The sequence below is a fragment of the Paraburkholderia youngii genome (assembly GCF_013366925.1).
GTDB classification, from domain to species: Bacteria; Pseudomonadota; Gammaproteobacteria; order Burkholderiales; family Burkholderiaceae; genus Paraburkholderia; species Paraburkholderia youngii.
The window spans coordinates 2435630-2450612 of record NZ_JAALDK010000001.1 but is presented as its reverse complement, the minus strand read 5'-3'; the positions used below and the strand labels follow the sequence as shown (position 1 = coordinate 2450612).

Sequence of the window (14983 nt, the reverse complement as noted above, 5' to 3'; positions counted from 1 at the left end):
GGGCGGATTGCCGGATGCATGCGCGTGATCGAATTGCGCGCTGCACCGGCAATTCGTTTTTCTGAGCGTTTCGATCTCAATCCCCACCTTCCGCTGTTCTCCCGATGTTTTCATCGGGCTGTCATCGCCGTCCGGCTACGATCGTCCGTCACTTTCCTTCCGCGCTCGCCCCGCGGGGTGTTGTTTTGCGCTGGCGTTCTTCCAACCGAACAACCATACCGGACATGTCGAACAGAAAAATCGTCAAGACAACGCCTGCCGATGAGCACGGCGCATCGATCGTCTCGCGTCGCGGCTTTCTGAAGTTCGCCGGCGTGTCGAGTCTCGCGACGGCGGCGGGCGCGCTCGCATCGACCGCGCGCGGCGCCAATAGCGGCACACCCGATGGCACGCCCGAGCAGATCCACCTGACCTGGGGCAGCGACCCGACGAGCGAAGTTACCGTGTCGTGGTCGTCGCTCGCGCCGGCGGTCAATCCGCAGGTGCGCATCAGCGGCACCCGTCACGGCGACCACGCGAAACATACGGTGCACGCGGTGCAAAGCACTTATACCGACGGCCTCAACGGCGAGGTGGTGTTCAACTATCACGCGCGCGTGCGCGAGCTGAAGGCCAACACGACCTATCAGTACGAAGTGACGGCCGATAACGACAGCAACGCATCGCAACCCTTCGCCGCGAGTTTTCGCACCGCGCCGCGCGGCCGCGCGCCGTTCCGCTTCACGAGCTACGGCGATCTCGCGACGCCCAATACGAACTGGGTGCTGTCGTCGCCGCAAAGCCGCTTCGCGGTGGCGGCCGTCGAGAGCTTCCAGCCGCTGTTCCATCTGCTGAACGGCGACCTCTGCTATGCGAATCTGAACCCGATGCAGCAGCCCGAGGTGTGGCGCGACTTCGGTAACAACGCGCAGACCTCGGCGTCGAACCGGCCGTGGATGCCGTGTCCGGGCAATCACGAGCTCGAATTCAACAACGGCGAGCAAGGGCTTGCGTCGTATCTGTCGCGCTACATGCTGCCGGACAATCACACGCGTTTTCCGGGCCGCTGGTACAGCTTCCGGGTCGGCTCGGTGCAGTTCATTTCGCTCGATGCGGACGACGTCGTCTATCAGGATGCCGCCGCGTTCGTCGCCGGGCCCGCGCCGTTGACGCCGGTCGCGAGTACCGGCAATCCGCCGATTCCAGCGGGCACCTCGCTGTACGTGCGCGGCTATAGCAATGGCGAGCAGACACGCTGGCTAGAGAAAGTGCTGGAGCATGCGTCGCACGATAACGACGTGGACTGGATCATCGTGCAGATGCATCAGGACGCGCTCAGTTCGTCGAAGACCGGCAACGGTTCCGACAAGGGCATTCGCGAAGCGTGGCTGCCGCTGTTCGATCGCTATGGCGTGGACCTCGTGCTGTGCGGTCACGATCACGACTACGAGCGCAGCTATCCGGTGCGCGGTTGCAATCACAACCGGGGCACCGACATCGCGACGGGGCGCCCGGTCGATACGTTGCAGCCCAAGCCGATCATGTCGGCGGTATCGGCGGGTGCATCGACGTTCGATACGAGTCACGGCACGATCCACCTGATTCTCGGCGGCGGCGGCACGAGCGCGCCGCTCGACGTGTATGGCGTCGATGCCGGCACGGGCCTGCCGCAGGCGCGCATCTTCACGAAGCCGAATCGCCCGGTGCCGGCGACGACCGCGGGCGCGTTCGTGCGCGCGAGCGCCGACGCGGTCGAAGACGCGATCTGGTCCGCGCAACGCGACACCGGCACCGGCTACGGCATCGCGGTGTTCGACTACGATCCGGGACAGCCCGGCGGCGACACGACGATCACGATGAACTACTACCATGCGCCTGGCGCGGATCAGACGCCGACACCGGAATATGCGCTGTTCGAGACGATCGAATTGAAGAAGAAGCGGCGCGGGTAGAAGAGTAGATTCAGACCGCTAACCGGCATTCACTCCAGGGGCCGCTCACCACGAGCGGCCCTGGTTTTTCGCGGTCACCGAAAAAACAATACCCCATTCATTTTGTTACACGTCTTACCGGGATGGCCGGTCGCAGTTACAAAGGCCTTTCGCAAGCCCCGCTATACTCGGCGCCGTCTCACTAAAACAAAGACCCGATATGTCGAAGAAGATCATCCAGATGGTTGCCGTGGCTGCATTGAGCGCCGCGGCGTCGTTGCCGGCCCTCGCCGGTGATATGAACAACATGCTCGGCGGCGCGCTCGGTGGCGTGGCCGGCGCGGCAGTCGGCGGCGCGGTGGGTGGCAGCACCGGCGCGGTGATCGGTGGCGCGGTGGGCGGTGGTGCGGGCGGCGCGGTCACGTCGAATCGTCGCGAACGTACCGGCGCGATCATCGGCGGCGCGCTCGGTGGCGGCGCGGGCACCGCGGCCGGCAACGCAATGGGCGGCCGCACTGGCGGCCTCGTCGGCGCGGCGCTGGGCGGCGGCGCGGGTTCGGCGCTCGGCGGCAACATCTCGCGCTCGAACTCGTACGCCGACGACTACTCGCGCGACTACCATTCGGGCAAGCGCCATCACAAGCATCGTCATTACGACTGAGATGGCTTGACATAGACGGGGCTGGTCCGCGTGCGCATCACAGGCGAACGCGGCGGCCCTCGTCCATCACGCATGCAAGACCAGTTTCTGAATGCGCCAGTTCAGCAACTCGGCAACGAATAAGACGTTTTCCGAAGGGCACGCCATCTCGTGAATCCAGCCGAACTGTTTCGGCTGTTTGCCCGCCTTGCCGAGTACGCCGAGCACTTTGCCATCGAGCGTCATCTTGTAGATGCGGCCCGGAAACGCGTCGGCGCTATAGAGCACCTGATTCGGTCCCGGCGAAATGCAGATCGCCCAGGGTGAGCCCGGCGCGAACGTGCCCGCGGCGAGTTCCGCTTCGCTCGGCATGTTGCCGATCGCGGGACGCGCGTCCGGCGGCACCGGTACGTCGATCGTGAACTGCCGCAGGAACGTGCCCTCGGTATCGAACACCTGGATGCGCCGGTTGCTCCGATCGGCCACGTACACGTGGTCGTGCGCATCGACTGCAATGCTATGCGGCGTATGGAATTGCCCGGGTCCCGTGCCGCGATCACCCCATGACTTCAGCCAGTTGCCGTCGCGATCGACCTTCGCGACGCGCGAGTTGATGTATCCGTCGCTGATATAGGTGTTGCCCGCCTTGTCCCACGCGACGTCGGTCACCTGGCGAAAGCGTCCGGGTTCGGACGGCAGCGGCGGATTCGGATGCTTGAGCGGCGCGGTCTCTTCGTCCGATGCTTCCTGCTTGCGGCCGAACACCATCGCGACGCGTCCTTCCGGCGTGAATTTGATCACCATGTCCGAGCCCTTGTCGGTGACCCAGACGTTGTCATGCCGGTCCACCTTCACCGTGTGCGCGAACGACCACGCGTACAGGTTGTGGCCGATCTCACGCACGAAGCGTCCATCGGGCGCGAACTCGAGCAGTTGCGCGGCGGCCGCGCCATACGCGGGGCCGGTGGTGTTGCCGCGCGACAGCACGAAGATATGGCCACGCGAATTGAGCGCGACGCCCGAGCATTCGCCGAAGTACGTGTCGTTCGGCAAACGTACGGGGTTGGCAATCGAGTCATAAGCAATCGTGGGCACGTCGGGTGCGTCCGCGGCGAACGCGGACGGCATCGCGAGTCCGGCGGCACTGCCCGCAAGCAGGCTCATGAAAGTCCGGCGGCTCATCGCCCGATGGTCGGGACTGCCGCAGCATGCACAAAACGACTCGTATCGCTCGCTCATTCGTTGTCTCCTTTGATCCATCGCTTGAAGTGTGCAAAGGCAAGCCTAGTGCACAAAACGCTTAATAGCTAAGTCGTTTTGCGATGCTGGAAGAGACACTTCCGTTATGCGCGCCACATGCTCTTTCGCGACCGGCTGACAGTCAGATGGAATGTGCGGTGAGGGCAGGGCATCGCGAGCCAGCCCGCTTTGCTACCATGCAAGACAGCGACCGCCATGGTCCGCTTTCATCCCGCGTTGGTCCATCACACAAGGAGATTCGAATGAGCAAAGGTTATTGGGTGACGTCGTACCGCAAGACGAACGATCCGCAGAAACTGGCCGCGTACGCGCAACTCGCCCCGGCCGCGGTAGCGGCGGCAGGCGGCAAGTTCATCGTGCGAGGCGTGGCGGACGAGGCGCGCGAGCAGGGCCTCAAGGAGCGCACGGTCGTGATCGAATTCCCGACCTACGAGGCGGCCGTCGCCGCTTACGAAAGCGACGAGTACAAGAAGGCGCTGGCCGCATTGGGCGATGGCGTGGAGCGCGATCTGCGCATCGTGCGCGGCGCCGACTAACGCGCGAGCCGCATGTGCATACTGCGCGGCACGCGCCGCGCAGCCGCTTACTTCACCGCGCCGAGCGCGAGCCCCTTCACCATATAACGCTGCAACCACGCAAACACGATCGAAACCGGCAGCGTCGCGCCCAAGGTCGCGGCCATCACCAGATGCCATTCGACCACGTACTTGCCCGCCACCATATCGGTCACCTGCACGGTCAGCGTCTTGTTTTCCGGCGAACGGATCAACGTATAGACCACCGCGAACTCGTTCCACGCATTGATGAACGTGAAGATCGCAGTTACGACGATCGCCGGCACCGCGAGCGGCAGAAACACCTTGAACACCGCGCGCGTACGGCTGCAGCCTTCGAGCCACGCGGATTCCTCGAGATCCTGCGGCACGGTCTGAAAGTACGACGACAGCATCCACACCGCGAACGCGATATTGAACGCCGCGTACGACACGATCACGCCGATCCTCGAATCGACCAGATTGCCGTCGCCCCACGGAATCATCGCCGCGAGCCGGAACAGGCCGACCACCAGCAGGATCGGCGACAGCATCTGCGTGACGAGCAGGAACTGCCTGTACAGACCGCGTCCGCGAAACGGAAAGCGCGCGAGCGCGTAAGCGGCGGGCAGGCTCACCGCGAGTGCGAGCGCGGTGGACAGGCAACTGATGATCGCGCTGTTGCGCAGCGCGACGCCGAAGTTGGCCGCGTCCCACATGTCGACGAAATTGCGCCACTGCCACTGCACCGGCAGCCAGCGCGCCGGATAGACGAAGATCTCCGACGCGGGCTTTACCGAAGTGAAGAACATCACCGCGAACGGAAACAGTATGACGATCACGAGCGGCGTCAGCGCGATCCAGCACCACAGCGAGCGTTTGGTCTTCGCGCTCAGACTCATGACGGCACTCCTTCTTTCGTGCGTTGCAGACGCAGATAAGCGATCGAGAACGCGAACAGCATGACGAGCATGATCAGCGAAACGGCGGCCGCTTCGCCGGGGCGTCCGAGCCGGAAGCCGAGTTCATACAGATAGGTGACGAGGATGTGCGTGCTGTTGTCGGGCCCGCCTTGCGTCATCACCCAGATGATCGGAAACGAGTTGAACACGTAGATCACGTTCAGCAGGATCGCCATGTTGATGAACGGGCGCAGCAGCGGCATCGTCAATTGACGGAACTGCTGCCACGCGCTCGCGCCGTCGATCCGCGCAGCTTCGTAGATATCGCTCGGCACCGAAGACAGGCCGCCAAGAAAAATCGTCACCGTGAACGGAATCGACACCAGAATGCCGACCGCGATTTCGACGGGGAACGCGAACTCGGGCGTCGCGAGCCAGTGAATCGGGCCGCTGATCAGGCCGAGCCGCTGCAGCGTCACGTTGACCATGCCGTAGTCGTCGTTGAAGGCCCAGCGCCAGACGACGGCGGTCATCGTCAGCGAGACGGACCACGGCAGCATCACGATCGTGCGCGCGACACCGCGGCCATGGAAGTCCTGATTCAGAATCAGTGCGACAGGTACCGAGATCAGCACCGTGCCACCCACCACGCACACGGTCCAGATGATCGTGCGGCGTACCGAAGCGAGAAACACCGGGTCCTGGAATACGTTGATGAAATTCTGCGCGCCGGTGAAGTCGCGAATCGCGCCGAAGCGCGACACCTCATGCAGCGATTGCCACACGATGTTGAAAATCGGATAGCTGATGATGAACAGCGCAAGCACGAGGCTAGGCGCAATCAGCAACCAGGGCGCGTGCGCGCGCGGAGAAACGGAGCGGCTCATGCGTGCTCGATCGTAAGACGCGCCCGCTTTCTGGCGGCGGGCGCGACGGAATGGGCCGGTGGGTGCGTCGTGCTGCATAGGCTCGAATATTGGGGGGTGTGCGCAACGCGCGGCGCTTCAGCTACGGCGCCGCGCGTCCCCTGTTCGTCTCGTTACTGCCGGAAACCGCGTATCAATGACCGAGCGACTTGTTTGCCTGCGCAGCCGCCGCATTCAACGCGTCAGCCGGTTGCGCCTTGGTCAGATATATCGCTTGCATCGAATCGGTCACGGCCTTCGCGGTGTCTTCCCAGCCGGTCACGGTCGGCGCGAAGTGAGCCGTGGGCAGCAACGCGATGAACGCCTTGATGTCCGGATCGTTGAACGCCGGGTCCGCCGCTTCGGCCTTCGTGGTCGGCAGGAAGCCCTCGGTCGTCGTGAACTCGACGCGCGGTTCCTTCGTGAACAGATAGTCGAGGAACTTCCACGCGGTCTTCTTCGCCTTCGAGTTCTTGAACATCACGATCGAGTCGGTGACCGCGTAGGTGGCATGCGTCGTGCCCATCGGCACCGGATCGATGCCGTACTTCAGGTTCGGCGCTTCCTTCTTGATCTGCTTCGCGAGGAACGGCGCGGAGATCACCATCGCGACGCGGCCCTGCTTGAACAGGTTCTGCACGTCTTCGCGGCTATAGCCGGTGACGCCCGGTTGCGTGAGGCCCTGGTCGATCATCTGCTTGTACATCGTCGCGGCCTTCACGCCCGCCGGCGAATTGAACGCGGCCTTGCCGTCCTTGCCCACCACGTCGCCGCCCATCGTCCACAGCGCGTAGTAATAGTAGACGTCGGTTTCGATTTCCTTGCCTTGCAGGCCGAAGCCGGCGATGCCTTGCGCCTTCAGCTTCTTCGATGCATCGATCACGTCGTTCCAGGTCTTCGGGCCGTCGGGGTAGCCGACCTTCGCGAGCATGTCCTTGTTGTAGTACAGCGCGCGTGCGGAAGCGGCGATGGGCAGCCCGTAGGTCTTGCCGTTGATCTGGCCGGGCGCGAGGAACGGACCGATGAAGCGGGCCTTGAAGTTCGCGTCCATATAGCCGTCGAGCGGCTCGGCGACGTCGTCCTTCACGAAGTCGAGCAGCCACCGCGTGCCGACGATCGCGAGGTCCGCGTTGGCGCCGCCGGAGATGTCCGTTTGCAGCTTCTGTTGCAGCGTGTCCCAGTTCACGTCTTCGATCTTGATGGTCGTGCCGGGGTTGGCCTTCTCGAAATTGCGGGCCATTTTCTCGAAGTACGGCGCGGTCGCGTCGCTGTAGTGCGCGACCGTCACGCGGACCGTTTCGGCGTGGGCCGACACGGCGATACCTGCAAACGCGAGCGCCACGGCGACTTTGCCTAGCGCGAGGGAAGCACGGGCATGCAACGACATTTTTCTCTCTCCTGTGGGTGGTTTGCTGCCGTCGCCGGCCGCCTTGGGTAAATTGTTTGAAAAAATCCTACATGACGCAAAATAGCTTGTCACGTAGGGTCTGCGATATTTTTTCCTCGGTGATTTTGTGCATAAGATGCTGGAAAGCATGGGGTATTCTGCACTGCGCGATGTTACGGAAACCCACTCTTCGGGATGACCGGGCAGTCGTCGCAAAACGCTTTTTGTAAGAAATTTACAGCGAGGCGCGCGGCGCGAGCCGGGTGGCGGAAGGCGACGGCAAGACGGCCGAATCGGCCGGGCGAACGAGCGAGGAACACATGGATCGTGTCGTATTGGTAACCGGCGCATGCGGCGGTATCGGCAGCGTGTTATGCGAGCGCTTCGTGGCGGCGGGCGACACCGTGCTCGCGCTCGACATCGACGCGGCAGCGCTGCAAGCGCTGAGCGCGCGACTCGGCGCACGACAGGGCGCAGTCAAAATCGTGCCGGTCGCGGTCGATCTCGGCGACGCCGCCGCGGTGCAGCAAGCGGTGGCCGCGGCGGTCGCGCAGCGCGGACCGGTCGACGTGCTGGTCGCGAACGCGGGCGCGGCGCTCGGCGCGTCGCTCGCGACTACCGACGCCGCGAGCTGGCAGCGCGACATCCATCTGAATCTGAACGGCACGTATCACACGGTCGAGGCGGTGCGCGCGTCGATGATCGAACGGCAGCGCGGCGCGCTCGTGCTGATCGGCTCGGTGAACGGTCTCGCGGCGCTCGGTCACCCGGCATATAGCGCCGCGAAAGCCGGCCTCATCAGCTATACGAAGGCGCTCGCGATCGAGCTGGGCCGCTATGGCATTCGCGCGAACATCGTATGCCCGGGCACTGTGAAGACGCAGGCGTGGCAGGCCCGCGTCGACAAGAATCCGCAGGTGTTCGAGGAACTGAAGAAGTGGTACCCGTTGTGCGACTTCGCGACGCCCGACGACATCGCCGATGCGGTGCTGTTTCTCGCGTCGCCGCAAGCGCGCGTGATCACCGGAGTCGCATTGCCGGTCGATGGCGGCTTGATGGCGGGCAACCGGCTAATGGCGCAGGAGCTGACGCTCGAGTCGTTCTGAGCCACGCACGGCGCGCGCATTACGACACCCGCAATACAACACGCAGCAAGACGATGAGGACAGCATGGCAGCAGTGCAACTGAGCGGCATCTTCAAACGCTATGGCGACACCCAGGTCGTGCATGGCATCGATCTCGACATCGACGACGGCGAGTTCGTCGTGCTGGTCGGTCCGTCAGGCTGCGGCAAGAGCACGCTGATGCGGATGGTGGCCGGGCTCGAGGAAATCAGCGGCGGCGATCTGATGATCGGCGGCACGCGCGCGAATACGCTCGCGCCGCAGCAGCGCAATATCTCGATGGTGTTCCAGAGCTACGCGCTGTATCCGCATCTGTCGGTGTATGAAAACATCGCGTTCGGTCCGAGAATCCGCAAAGAGTCGTCGGAGAAATACAAGCCGCGCATCGATGCGGCCGCGAAGATGCTGAACCTCAGCGGCTATCTGGACCGTTTGCCGCGCGCGCTGTCGGGTGGTCAGCGGCAACGTGTCGCGATGGGCCGCGCGGTGGTGCGCGAGCCGTCGCTGTTCCTGTTCGACGAGCCGCTGTCGAATCTCGACGCAAAGCTGCGCGTGCAGATGCGCACCGAAATCAAGGCGCTGCATCAGCGCTTGAAGAACACGGTGATCTACGTCACGCACGATCAGATCGAAGCAATGACGATGGCCGATCGCATCGTCGTGATGAACGCGGGACGGATCGAGCAGATCGGCCGTCCGCTCGAACTCTATGACCGGCCGGCGAATCTGTTCGTCGCGAGCTTCCTCGGCTCGCCGTCGATGAATTTCGTCGAGGGCGTGATCGTCACTCGCACCCAGGGTGCGGGCCTCGCATTGAAGCTCGCGGACGGCAGCGAGGTCGCGCTCGAAAGCACGCCTGCGTCGGCCGTGGTCGGTGCGCAGGCCACGCTCGGCGTGCGGCCCGAGCACATCGAGATCACGGCGCAGATACCGGATGCCGCGCTCGACGTCGAAGTGATCGAGCCAACTGGCGCCGAGACGCACTTGTACGGGAAAATAGGCGGCTCCGCGTGGTGCGTGACAACGCGCGAACGCTCGAAGATCGAGCCCGGTCAGCGCGTTGCGCTGCGTCTGCCGGCCGAACACATTCATCTGTTCGATACGGAGAGTGGACGCAGGCTGGTTTGATCAGGCCGATTGAAGCGAAGAAACTGCGAGCGACGCGGAACCATATGAAACAGCCCCTAACAGGCTGTTGAAAAGCGCCCCGTCATGACGACCGAAGCTATGTTCAGGAGACTTGCGCGTGCGATATTGCGCTGAATTAACGGTTCACCGCGCGATCTGCGCGGGGCAGGCGCACGCATGCGGCTCGTCTGGCGCGCAGTCTTCGCGCATTGGCGGCTCATCGCGTCGCTCCTCGCGGCACCATCCCTGGCATTCGGGCCATGCGGGTCAGATTGCTCGCAACCATCGTCAGCTTGAAGTGCTGGTCGACGCGCTTGAGGCCGCGATAGACCGTCTGCCGGATCCGCCCGATGGTTTTGCCCCAGCCGAAATGCTCTTCGATTCGTTTGCGGATGATCTGGCTAGTCCGGTAGCCCGCATGCCGCGAAGTGCGACCGTCGATGGCGCTGCCGCCCCAACGCTCATCGTTGCGCGCGACATGCGGTGTCACGTTGCGAGCGCGGCAATCGTTCACGAAGTCACGGGTGTCATACGCCTTGTCGGCGCCAACTGTCTTCGCATGAGTACCTGGCACGCAATCGAGCAATTGCAATGCGCTGGCCCGCTCGGCAAAACCATCTGCGTGACTAACCACGGCGCCGACCACCAGCCCCGAGCGATTCTCCATCAGGATGTGCCCGTGGTAGCACAGGATGGCCGGGCTCTTGTGGCTCTTCTTGAACAATCGCGCCTCCGGATCAGTAGTCGACTCGTGCGTGGCATTGCTACGTCGCTCGCCTTTCCAGTCGGTGTCGGCGTTGCGGCCACCGCCGGCTGGCGGACCATCGTCCGGGCCGTCCTTGCGGCGGAAGCTTTTGTGACTGGCCCACGCCTGAATCAGCGTGCCGTCCACCGAGAAATGCTCTCTCGACAGCAAGCCCCGCTTGTCCGCCAGGCTCATGACTTCGGTGAAGAACGCTTCCACGACTTCATGCTCCAGAAGCCGGTCGCGGTTCTTCGAGAACACCGAGTGGTCCCACACGGCGTCCTCAATCGCCAGCCCGACAAACCAGCGGAACAGCAGGTTGTAGCGCATCTGCTCCATCAGCATGCGCTCGCTGCGTACGGAGTAGAACACCTGCAACAGCAGCGCCCGCATCAGCTTCTCAGGCGCAATCGAGGCACGACCGGTGTCCGCGTAGATGACGCTGAACAGCCCGTTGAGCCGTTTCAACGCATCATTCACCAGCAACCGGATCGGTCGCAACGGGTGATCTGCCGGGACGAAGTCCTCGAGCTTGACCGTCGTGAACAGGGGTTCCTGCATCTCGTCCATTCCGCGCATCGCATCCGCTGCCAAAGATCATGAACACGATATCCATAACGCCCGTCCTTCAAACCCCGTTTACACGGGATCCAAATTCAACAGCCTGCTAAGGAACACCGGGTGTCCGCACCGAACTTGATTCCCCATATCCGCAACGCACTCGCGAGTCTGCGGCCCGCCGAGCGCAAGGTCGCCGACATGGTGCTTGCCGACGTCGACTTCGCGATGCGCGCGAGCATCACCGATCTCGCGCAGCGCGCCGACGTGTCCGAGCCTTCCGTCACGCGTTTTTGCCGCGCGATCGGTGCGCACGGTCTGCGCGACTTCAAGATGCAGCTCGCGCAAAGCGTGGCGGGCGGCTTGCCGTATGCGTCGACCGCGGTCGCGCGCGACGACGACGTGCAGACCTTGATGGACAAGGTCGGGGAAGCGGCGATCGACGGCATCACGCATGCGCGCGGCGCGCTCGATCCTGCGGTGGTCGAAAGCGCGATCGCGGCGCTCGTGAGCGCCCGGCGGGTGTTTTTCTTCGGCGTGGGTTCAGGTTCCGGGCTCGTCGCGCAGGATGCGGCGCTGCGGTTCTTGCGCATCGACATCGCGGCGGCCGCTTTCACAGATGGTCATTTGCAGCGTCTTTACGCGGGCCTGATGGAGCCGGGCGATGTCGCGTTTGCGATCTCGCATTCGGGGCGCAGCGTCGAAGTCAACGAAAGCATCCAGATCGCGAAGGAGCGCGGCGCGACGACGATCGCGCTGACCAACGTCGGCTCGCGGCTCGCATGGCTCGTCGATATTCCGCTGCTGCTGCGCGTGGCGAGTCCGATCGATCCGAATACGCCGGGCGTATCGCGGCTCGTGCATCTGTGCATCATGGATGCGCTCGCGATCGGCGTCGCGCTGAAGGCCGGGCCCGAGACGCTGGAAAAGATGCGCCACGCGAAAGCTCGGCTCGTGCCGCATGAGCCGGAAGGGGCGGGCGGGTAGAGCGCTCGAAGCGCTCGCGCGCCGTCCTCTTCGGCCAGCCGATCATCGACACCTTTCACCGGCTGCGCGACCGTTGCCGCCGCGCGAACCTTGCCGCCCATCGGCAGATCGAGCAACTGCCACTTGTCATGCCTCGCGAGTTCGAGCGAGAAGCTTGCGGCTTCATCCGACCACAGCAACCGCTCATCGATATCGACCGACGTATCGCGCAACGCGCTACGCAGGCGCTTGCGCAGCGTCGTGTTCGGATGCAGCCGTGCGCGCGCTCGCGCTCGGTCACAACTGCAACTAACCGTCAAGCCGAAACGTCTCTCCCGGCTATCATGGCAATCTGCCGCATTCGTCCGACTCATCATCCAATCAGAACCGGCTCGCAGCGTTCTCGTTCAGGTCCGTCCGTCCATGTCCCTCCGTTCCGCCGACACCGCATCGCACGCTTCAACCACGATCACCCCCCGCCGTCTGCCGACACTGCTGCTGGCCGCCGCGCTATCGCTCGGCAGCGCAACAGCGCTCGGCCTCGCGCGCTTCGCCTACGCGCTGCTGTTGCCGTCGATGAAGCTCGACCTCGGCTGGAGCTTCGCGCAGGCCGGCGCGATGAACACCGCGAACGCGCTCGGCTATCTGCTCGGCGCGCTGGTGTTTCCGCGCCTCGCGCGCCGCTGGTCGGCGGGCGCGCTGTTCGCGGGCGGTTGCGTGCTGACCGCGCTGTTGATGGCCGGCAGCGGCGTCACCGCCAGCACGGATGCGCTGCTGACACTGCGCGTAATCACTGGCGCGAGCAGCGCGGCGGTCTTCATCGGCGGCGGCGTGCTCGCGGCGCGGCTCGCGTCGGCGCGTCCGCGCGACGCGGGGCTCGTGCTCGGTCTGTATTACGGGGGCACCGGCTGGGGGATCGTCGCGTCGTCGTTGCTGGTGCCGGTGACGATCGTTGACGCCGCCCACGGCTGGCAGTTCGCGTGGTTCGCGCTCGCGGCGGCCTGCGCGCTGTTCGCCGCGGTCGCGATCGGCGCGTCGCGCAGAATCGAGCGCGCGCATATGAGCGCGGCGGCTGCCGCGCATGCAGCCGGCGCCACTTCCGCGCCGGGTTGGCCGCACTTCGCAGCCGCGCTCGCGGGCTACGGACTGTTCGGCGTCGGCTATATCGGCTACATGACGTTCATCGTCGCGCTTCTGCGCAACGCCGGCATGAGCGCGGCGGTCGTCACCGGCTTCTATCTGCTGCTCGGCGCCGCGACCGTGGTGTCGGCGCGGATCTGGTCGACGCTGCTCGATCGCATGCGCGGCGGCCAGGCGCTCGCCGTGCTCAACGCGCTGCTGGCGATCGCGACGCTGCTGCCCGCGCTGTTCACGCAGCCGTGGGTCGCGTTCGTTTCGGGCACGCTGTTCGGCGCGACGTTCCTGTCGGCGGTCGCATCGACGACCGCGTTCGTGCGCCACAATCTGCCCGCGAGCCACTGGGCGAAGGGCATCAGCGCCTTCACGATCGTGTTCGCATTCGGGCAGATCGTCGGGCCGGTGGTGATCGGCTGGGTGTCGGATGGCGCCGGGCTCGCGCGCGGGCTCGTGTATTCGGCGCTGCTGCTGGCGGGCGGCGCGGTACTCGCGGCGTGTCAGAAGGCGTTGCGCGCGGCGTGAGCCGCGTTACGCGTGCTGCGCGTTCAGCGATAGGTCCAGAACCGATGCCGCCCGAGCAGGTCCGCCAGGAGATCGCGACGCTGATCGGCCGCATTCTCGAAGACCAGAAGGCGCCCGCCAACGATCTCGAACGCCGGCAACTCGTCGGCGACGTGCACGACGAAATGTTCGGCTTCGGTCCGCTCGAAGTGCTGCTGCGCGACCCGACCGTATCCGACATCCTGGTGAACACGCATCGTCATACCTACGTCGAGCGCCGTGGCCGGCTGGAGGCGACCGAGGTGACCTTCTACGACGACGCGCATCTGATGAAGGTCATCGAGAAGATCGTCTCTGGCGTCGGCCGCCATATCGACGAATCGAGCCCGATGGTCGACGCACGCCTGCCGGACGGCTCGCGCGTGAACGCAATCATCCGGCCCTGCGCGATCGACGGTCCGTTGCTGTCGATTCGCCGTTTCGCCGCGAATCCGTTGCAGGTTGCCGACCTGATCGAATTGCAGAGCCTGACGCCGCCGATGGCGGAAGTGCTCGACGCGCTCGCGCGCGCGAAGGTGAACATCCTCGTGTCGGGCGGCACGGGCAGCGGCAAGACCACGCTGCTGAACGTGCTGTCGGGATTCATTCCGGGCGACGAGCGCATCGTCACGATCGAGGACGCGGCCGAGCTGCAGCTGCGCCAGCAACACGTGCTGCGGCTGGAGACGCGTTCGCCGAACATCGAGGGACGCGGCGAGATAACGCAGCGCACGCTGGTGCGCAACGCGCTGCGGATGCGCCCCGACCGCATCATTCTCGGCGAGGTGCGCGGCGCCGAAGCGCTCGACATGCTGAACGCGATGAACACCGGCCACGAAGGCTCGCTGTCGACGATCCACGCGAACACACCGCGCGATGCGCTGACGCGCCTCGAAAACATGATGACGCTCGGCGGCCTGTCGCTGCCGACACGCACGATGCGCCAGCAGATTTCGTCGGCGATTTCGGTGGTCGTGCAAGCCACGCGTCTGACCGACGGCCGCCGCAAGATCGTCAGCATTTCGGAGCTGACCGGCATGGAGGGCGACATGATCAACATGCAGGAGATCTTCGTGTTCCGCCGCTCCGGCGTCGATACGAAGGGCAACGTGCGCGGCCATTTCTGCGCGACCGGCGTGCGGCCGAAATTCGCCGAGCGCTTGCAGGCATTCGGCGTGGCGCCGTCGGAGCAGATCTACGATCCGGCGCGGCGCTTCGAAACGACATGACGTGCACGGGCAACGCGC

Annotated in this window: 13 protein-coding genes; 8 read left to right on the top strand and 5 right to left on the bottom strand. The window is 64.4% G+C overall.

The window, feature by feature from the left end; all coding sequences use genetic code 11:
- Positions 1-224: 224 nt before the first annotated feature.
- Both G5S42_RS11385 and G5S42_RS11380 read left to right on the top strand, forming a co-directional pair.
- Positions 225-1931, top strand: a complete 1707-nt coding sequence (locus tag G5S42_RS11385; protein WP_176106840.1) for a fibronectin type III domain-containing protein — start codon at positions 225-227, stop codon at positions 1929-1931.
- Positions 1932-2130: 199 nt separating this feature from the next.
- The gene (locus G5S42_RS11380) at positions 2131-2571 is read left to right on the top strand and encodes a hypothetical protein (RefSeq protein ID WP_176106839.1); all 441 of its coding nucleotides are present in this window, start codon (positions 2131-2133) and stop codon (positions 2569-2571) included.
- A 66-nt stretch (positions 2572-2637) separates the two neighbouring features.
- Here G5S42_RS11380 and G5S42_RS11375 read toward each other — a convergent pair whose 3' ends face one another.
- Positions 2638-3789 (bottom strand): peptidyl-alpha-hydroxyglycine alpha-amidating lyase family protein, encoded by a 1152-nt coding sequence (locus tag G5S42_RS11375; RefSeq protein WP_176106838.1) that lies wholly within the window; start codon positions 3787-3789, stop codon positions 2638-2640.
- A gap of 263 nt (positions 3790-4052) precedes the next feature.
- Between G5S42_RS11375 and G5S42_RS11370 the strand changes: the two genes are divergently transcribed.
- Positions 4053-4346 carry a DUF1330 domain-containing protein gene (locus tag G5S42_RS11370; protein WP_176106837.1) on the top strand — a complete coding sequence of 98 codons (294 nt, stop codon included), beginning with the start codon at positions 4053-4055 and terminating at the stop codon, positions 4344-4346.
- Between the two features lie 47 nt (positions 4347-4393).
- Here the strand turns inward: G5S42_RS11370 and G5S42_RS11365 are convergent, their stop codons facing one another.
- The 3 genes from G5S42_RS11365 to G5S42_RS11355 all read right to left on the bottom strand — a co-directional run bounded on the left by G5S42_RS11365 (position 4394) and on the right by G5S42_RS11355 (position 7537).
- Positions 4394-5245 (bottom strand): carbohydrate ABC transporter permease, encoded by an 852-nt coding sequence (locus G5S42_RS11365; RefSeq protein WP_176106836.1) that lies wholly within the window; start codon positions 5243-5245, stop codon positions 4394-4396.
- Positions 5242-6132, bottom strand: coding sequence for a carbohydrate ABC transporter permease (locus G5S42_RS11360; protein WP_176106835.1), 891 nt, complete (start codon positions 6130-6132; stop codon positions 5242-5244). The genes G5S42_RS11365 and G5S42_RS11360 overlap by 4 nt, the downstream gene beginning before the upstream one ends.
- Positions 6133-6304: 172 nt before the next feature.
- Positions 6305-7537, bottom strand: coding sequence for an ABC transporter substrate-binding protein (locus G5S42_RS11355; RefSeq protein ID WP_176106834.1), 1233 nt, complete (start codon positions 7535-7537; stop codon positions 6305-6307).
- Positions 7538-7857: 320 nt separating this feature from the next.
- Here G5S42_RS11355 and G5S42_RS11350 point away from each other — a divergent pair, with 320 nt between their 5' ends.
- Entirely contained in the window at positions 7858-8643 is a 786-nt protein-coding gene (locus tag G5S42_RS11350) for an SDR family oxidoreductase (protein WP_176106833.1), read from the top strand.
- Positions 8644-8707: 64 nt separating this feature from the next.
- The gene (locus G5S42_RS11345; protein ID WP_176106832.1) at positions 8708-9790 is read left to right on the top strand and encodes an ABC transporter ATP-binding protein; all 1083 of its coding nucleotides are present in this window, start codon (positions 8708-8710) and stop codon (positions 9788-9790) included.
- 217 nt (positions 9791-10007) lie between these two features.
- On the opposite strand, the gene G5S42_RS11340 is transcribed toward G5S42_RS11345, so the two are convergent.
- The gene (locus G5S42_RS11340; protein ID WP_376776852.1) at positions 10008-11114 is read right to left on the bottom strand and encodes an IS5 family transposase; all 1107 of its coding nucleotides are present in this window, start codon (positions 11112-11114) and stop codon (positions 10008-10010) included.
- Between the two features lie 102 nt (positions 11115-11216).
- Here G5S42_RS11340 and G5S42_RS11335 point away from each other — a divergent pair, with 102 nt between their 5' ends.
- From G5S42_RS11335 to G5S42_RS11325, 3 genes are all read left to right on the top strand, one after another.
- On the top strand, positions 11217-12080 hold the full coding sequence (locus G5S42_RS11335; protein ID WP_176106831.1) for a MurR/RpiR family transcriptional regulator: 864 nt from the start codon (positions 11217-11219) through the stop codon (positions 12078-12080).
- Positions 12081-12482: 402 nt separating this feature from the next.
- Positions 12483-13718, top strand: coding sequence for a YbfB/YjiJ family MFS transporter (locus G5S42_RS11330; protein WP_176106830.1), 1236 nt, complete (start codon positions 12483-12485; stop codon positions 13716-13718).
- The gene (locus tag G5S42_RS11325; protein WP_376776946.1) at positions 13610-14965 is read left to right on the top strand and encodes a TadA family conjugal transfer-associated ATPase; all 1356 of its coding nucleotides are present in this window, start codon (positions 13610-13612) and stop codon (positions 14963-14965) included. The genes G5S42_RS11330 and G5S42_RS11325 overlap by 109 nt, the downstream gene beginning before the upstream one ends.
- Positions 14966-14983 lie beyond the last annotated feature (18 nt).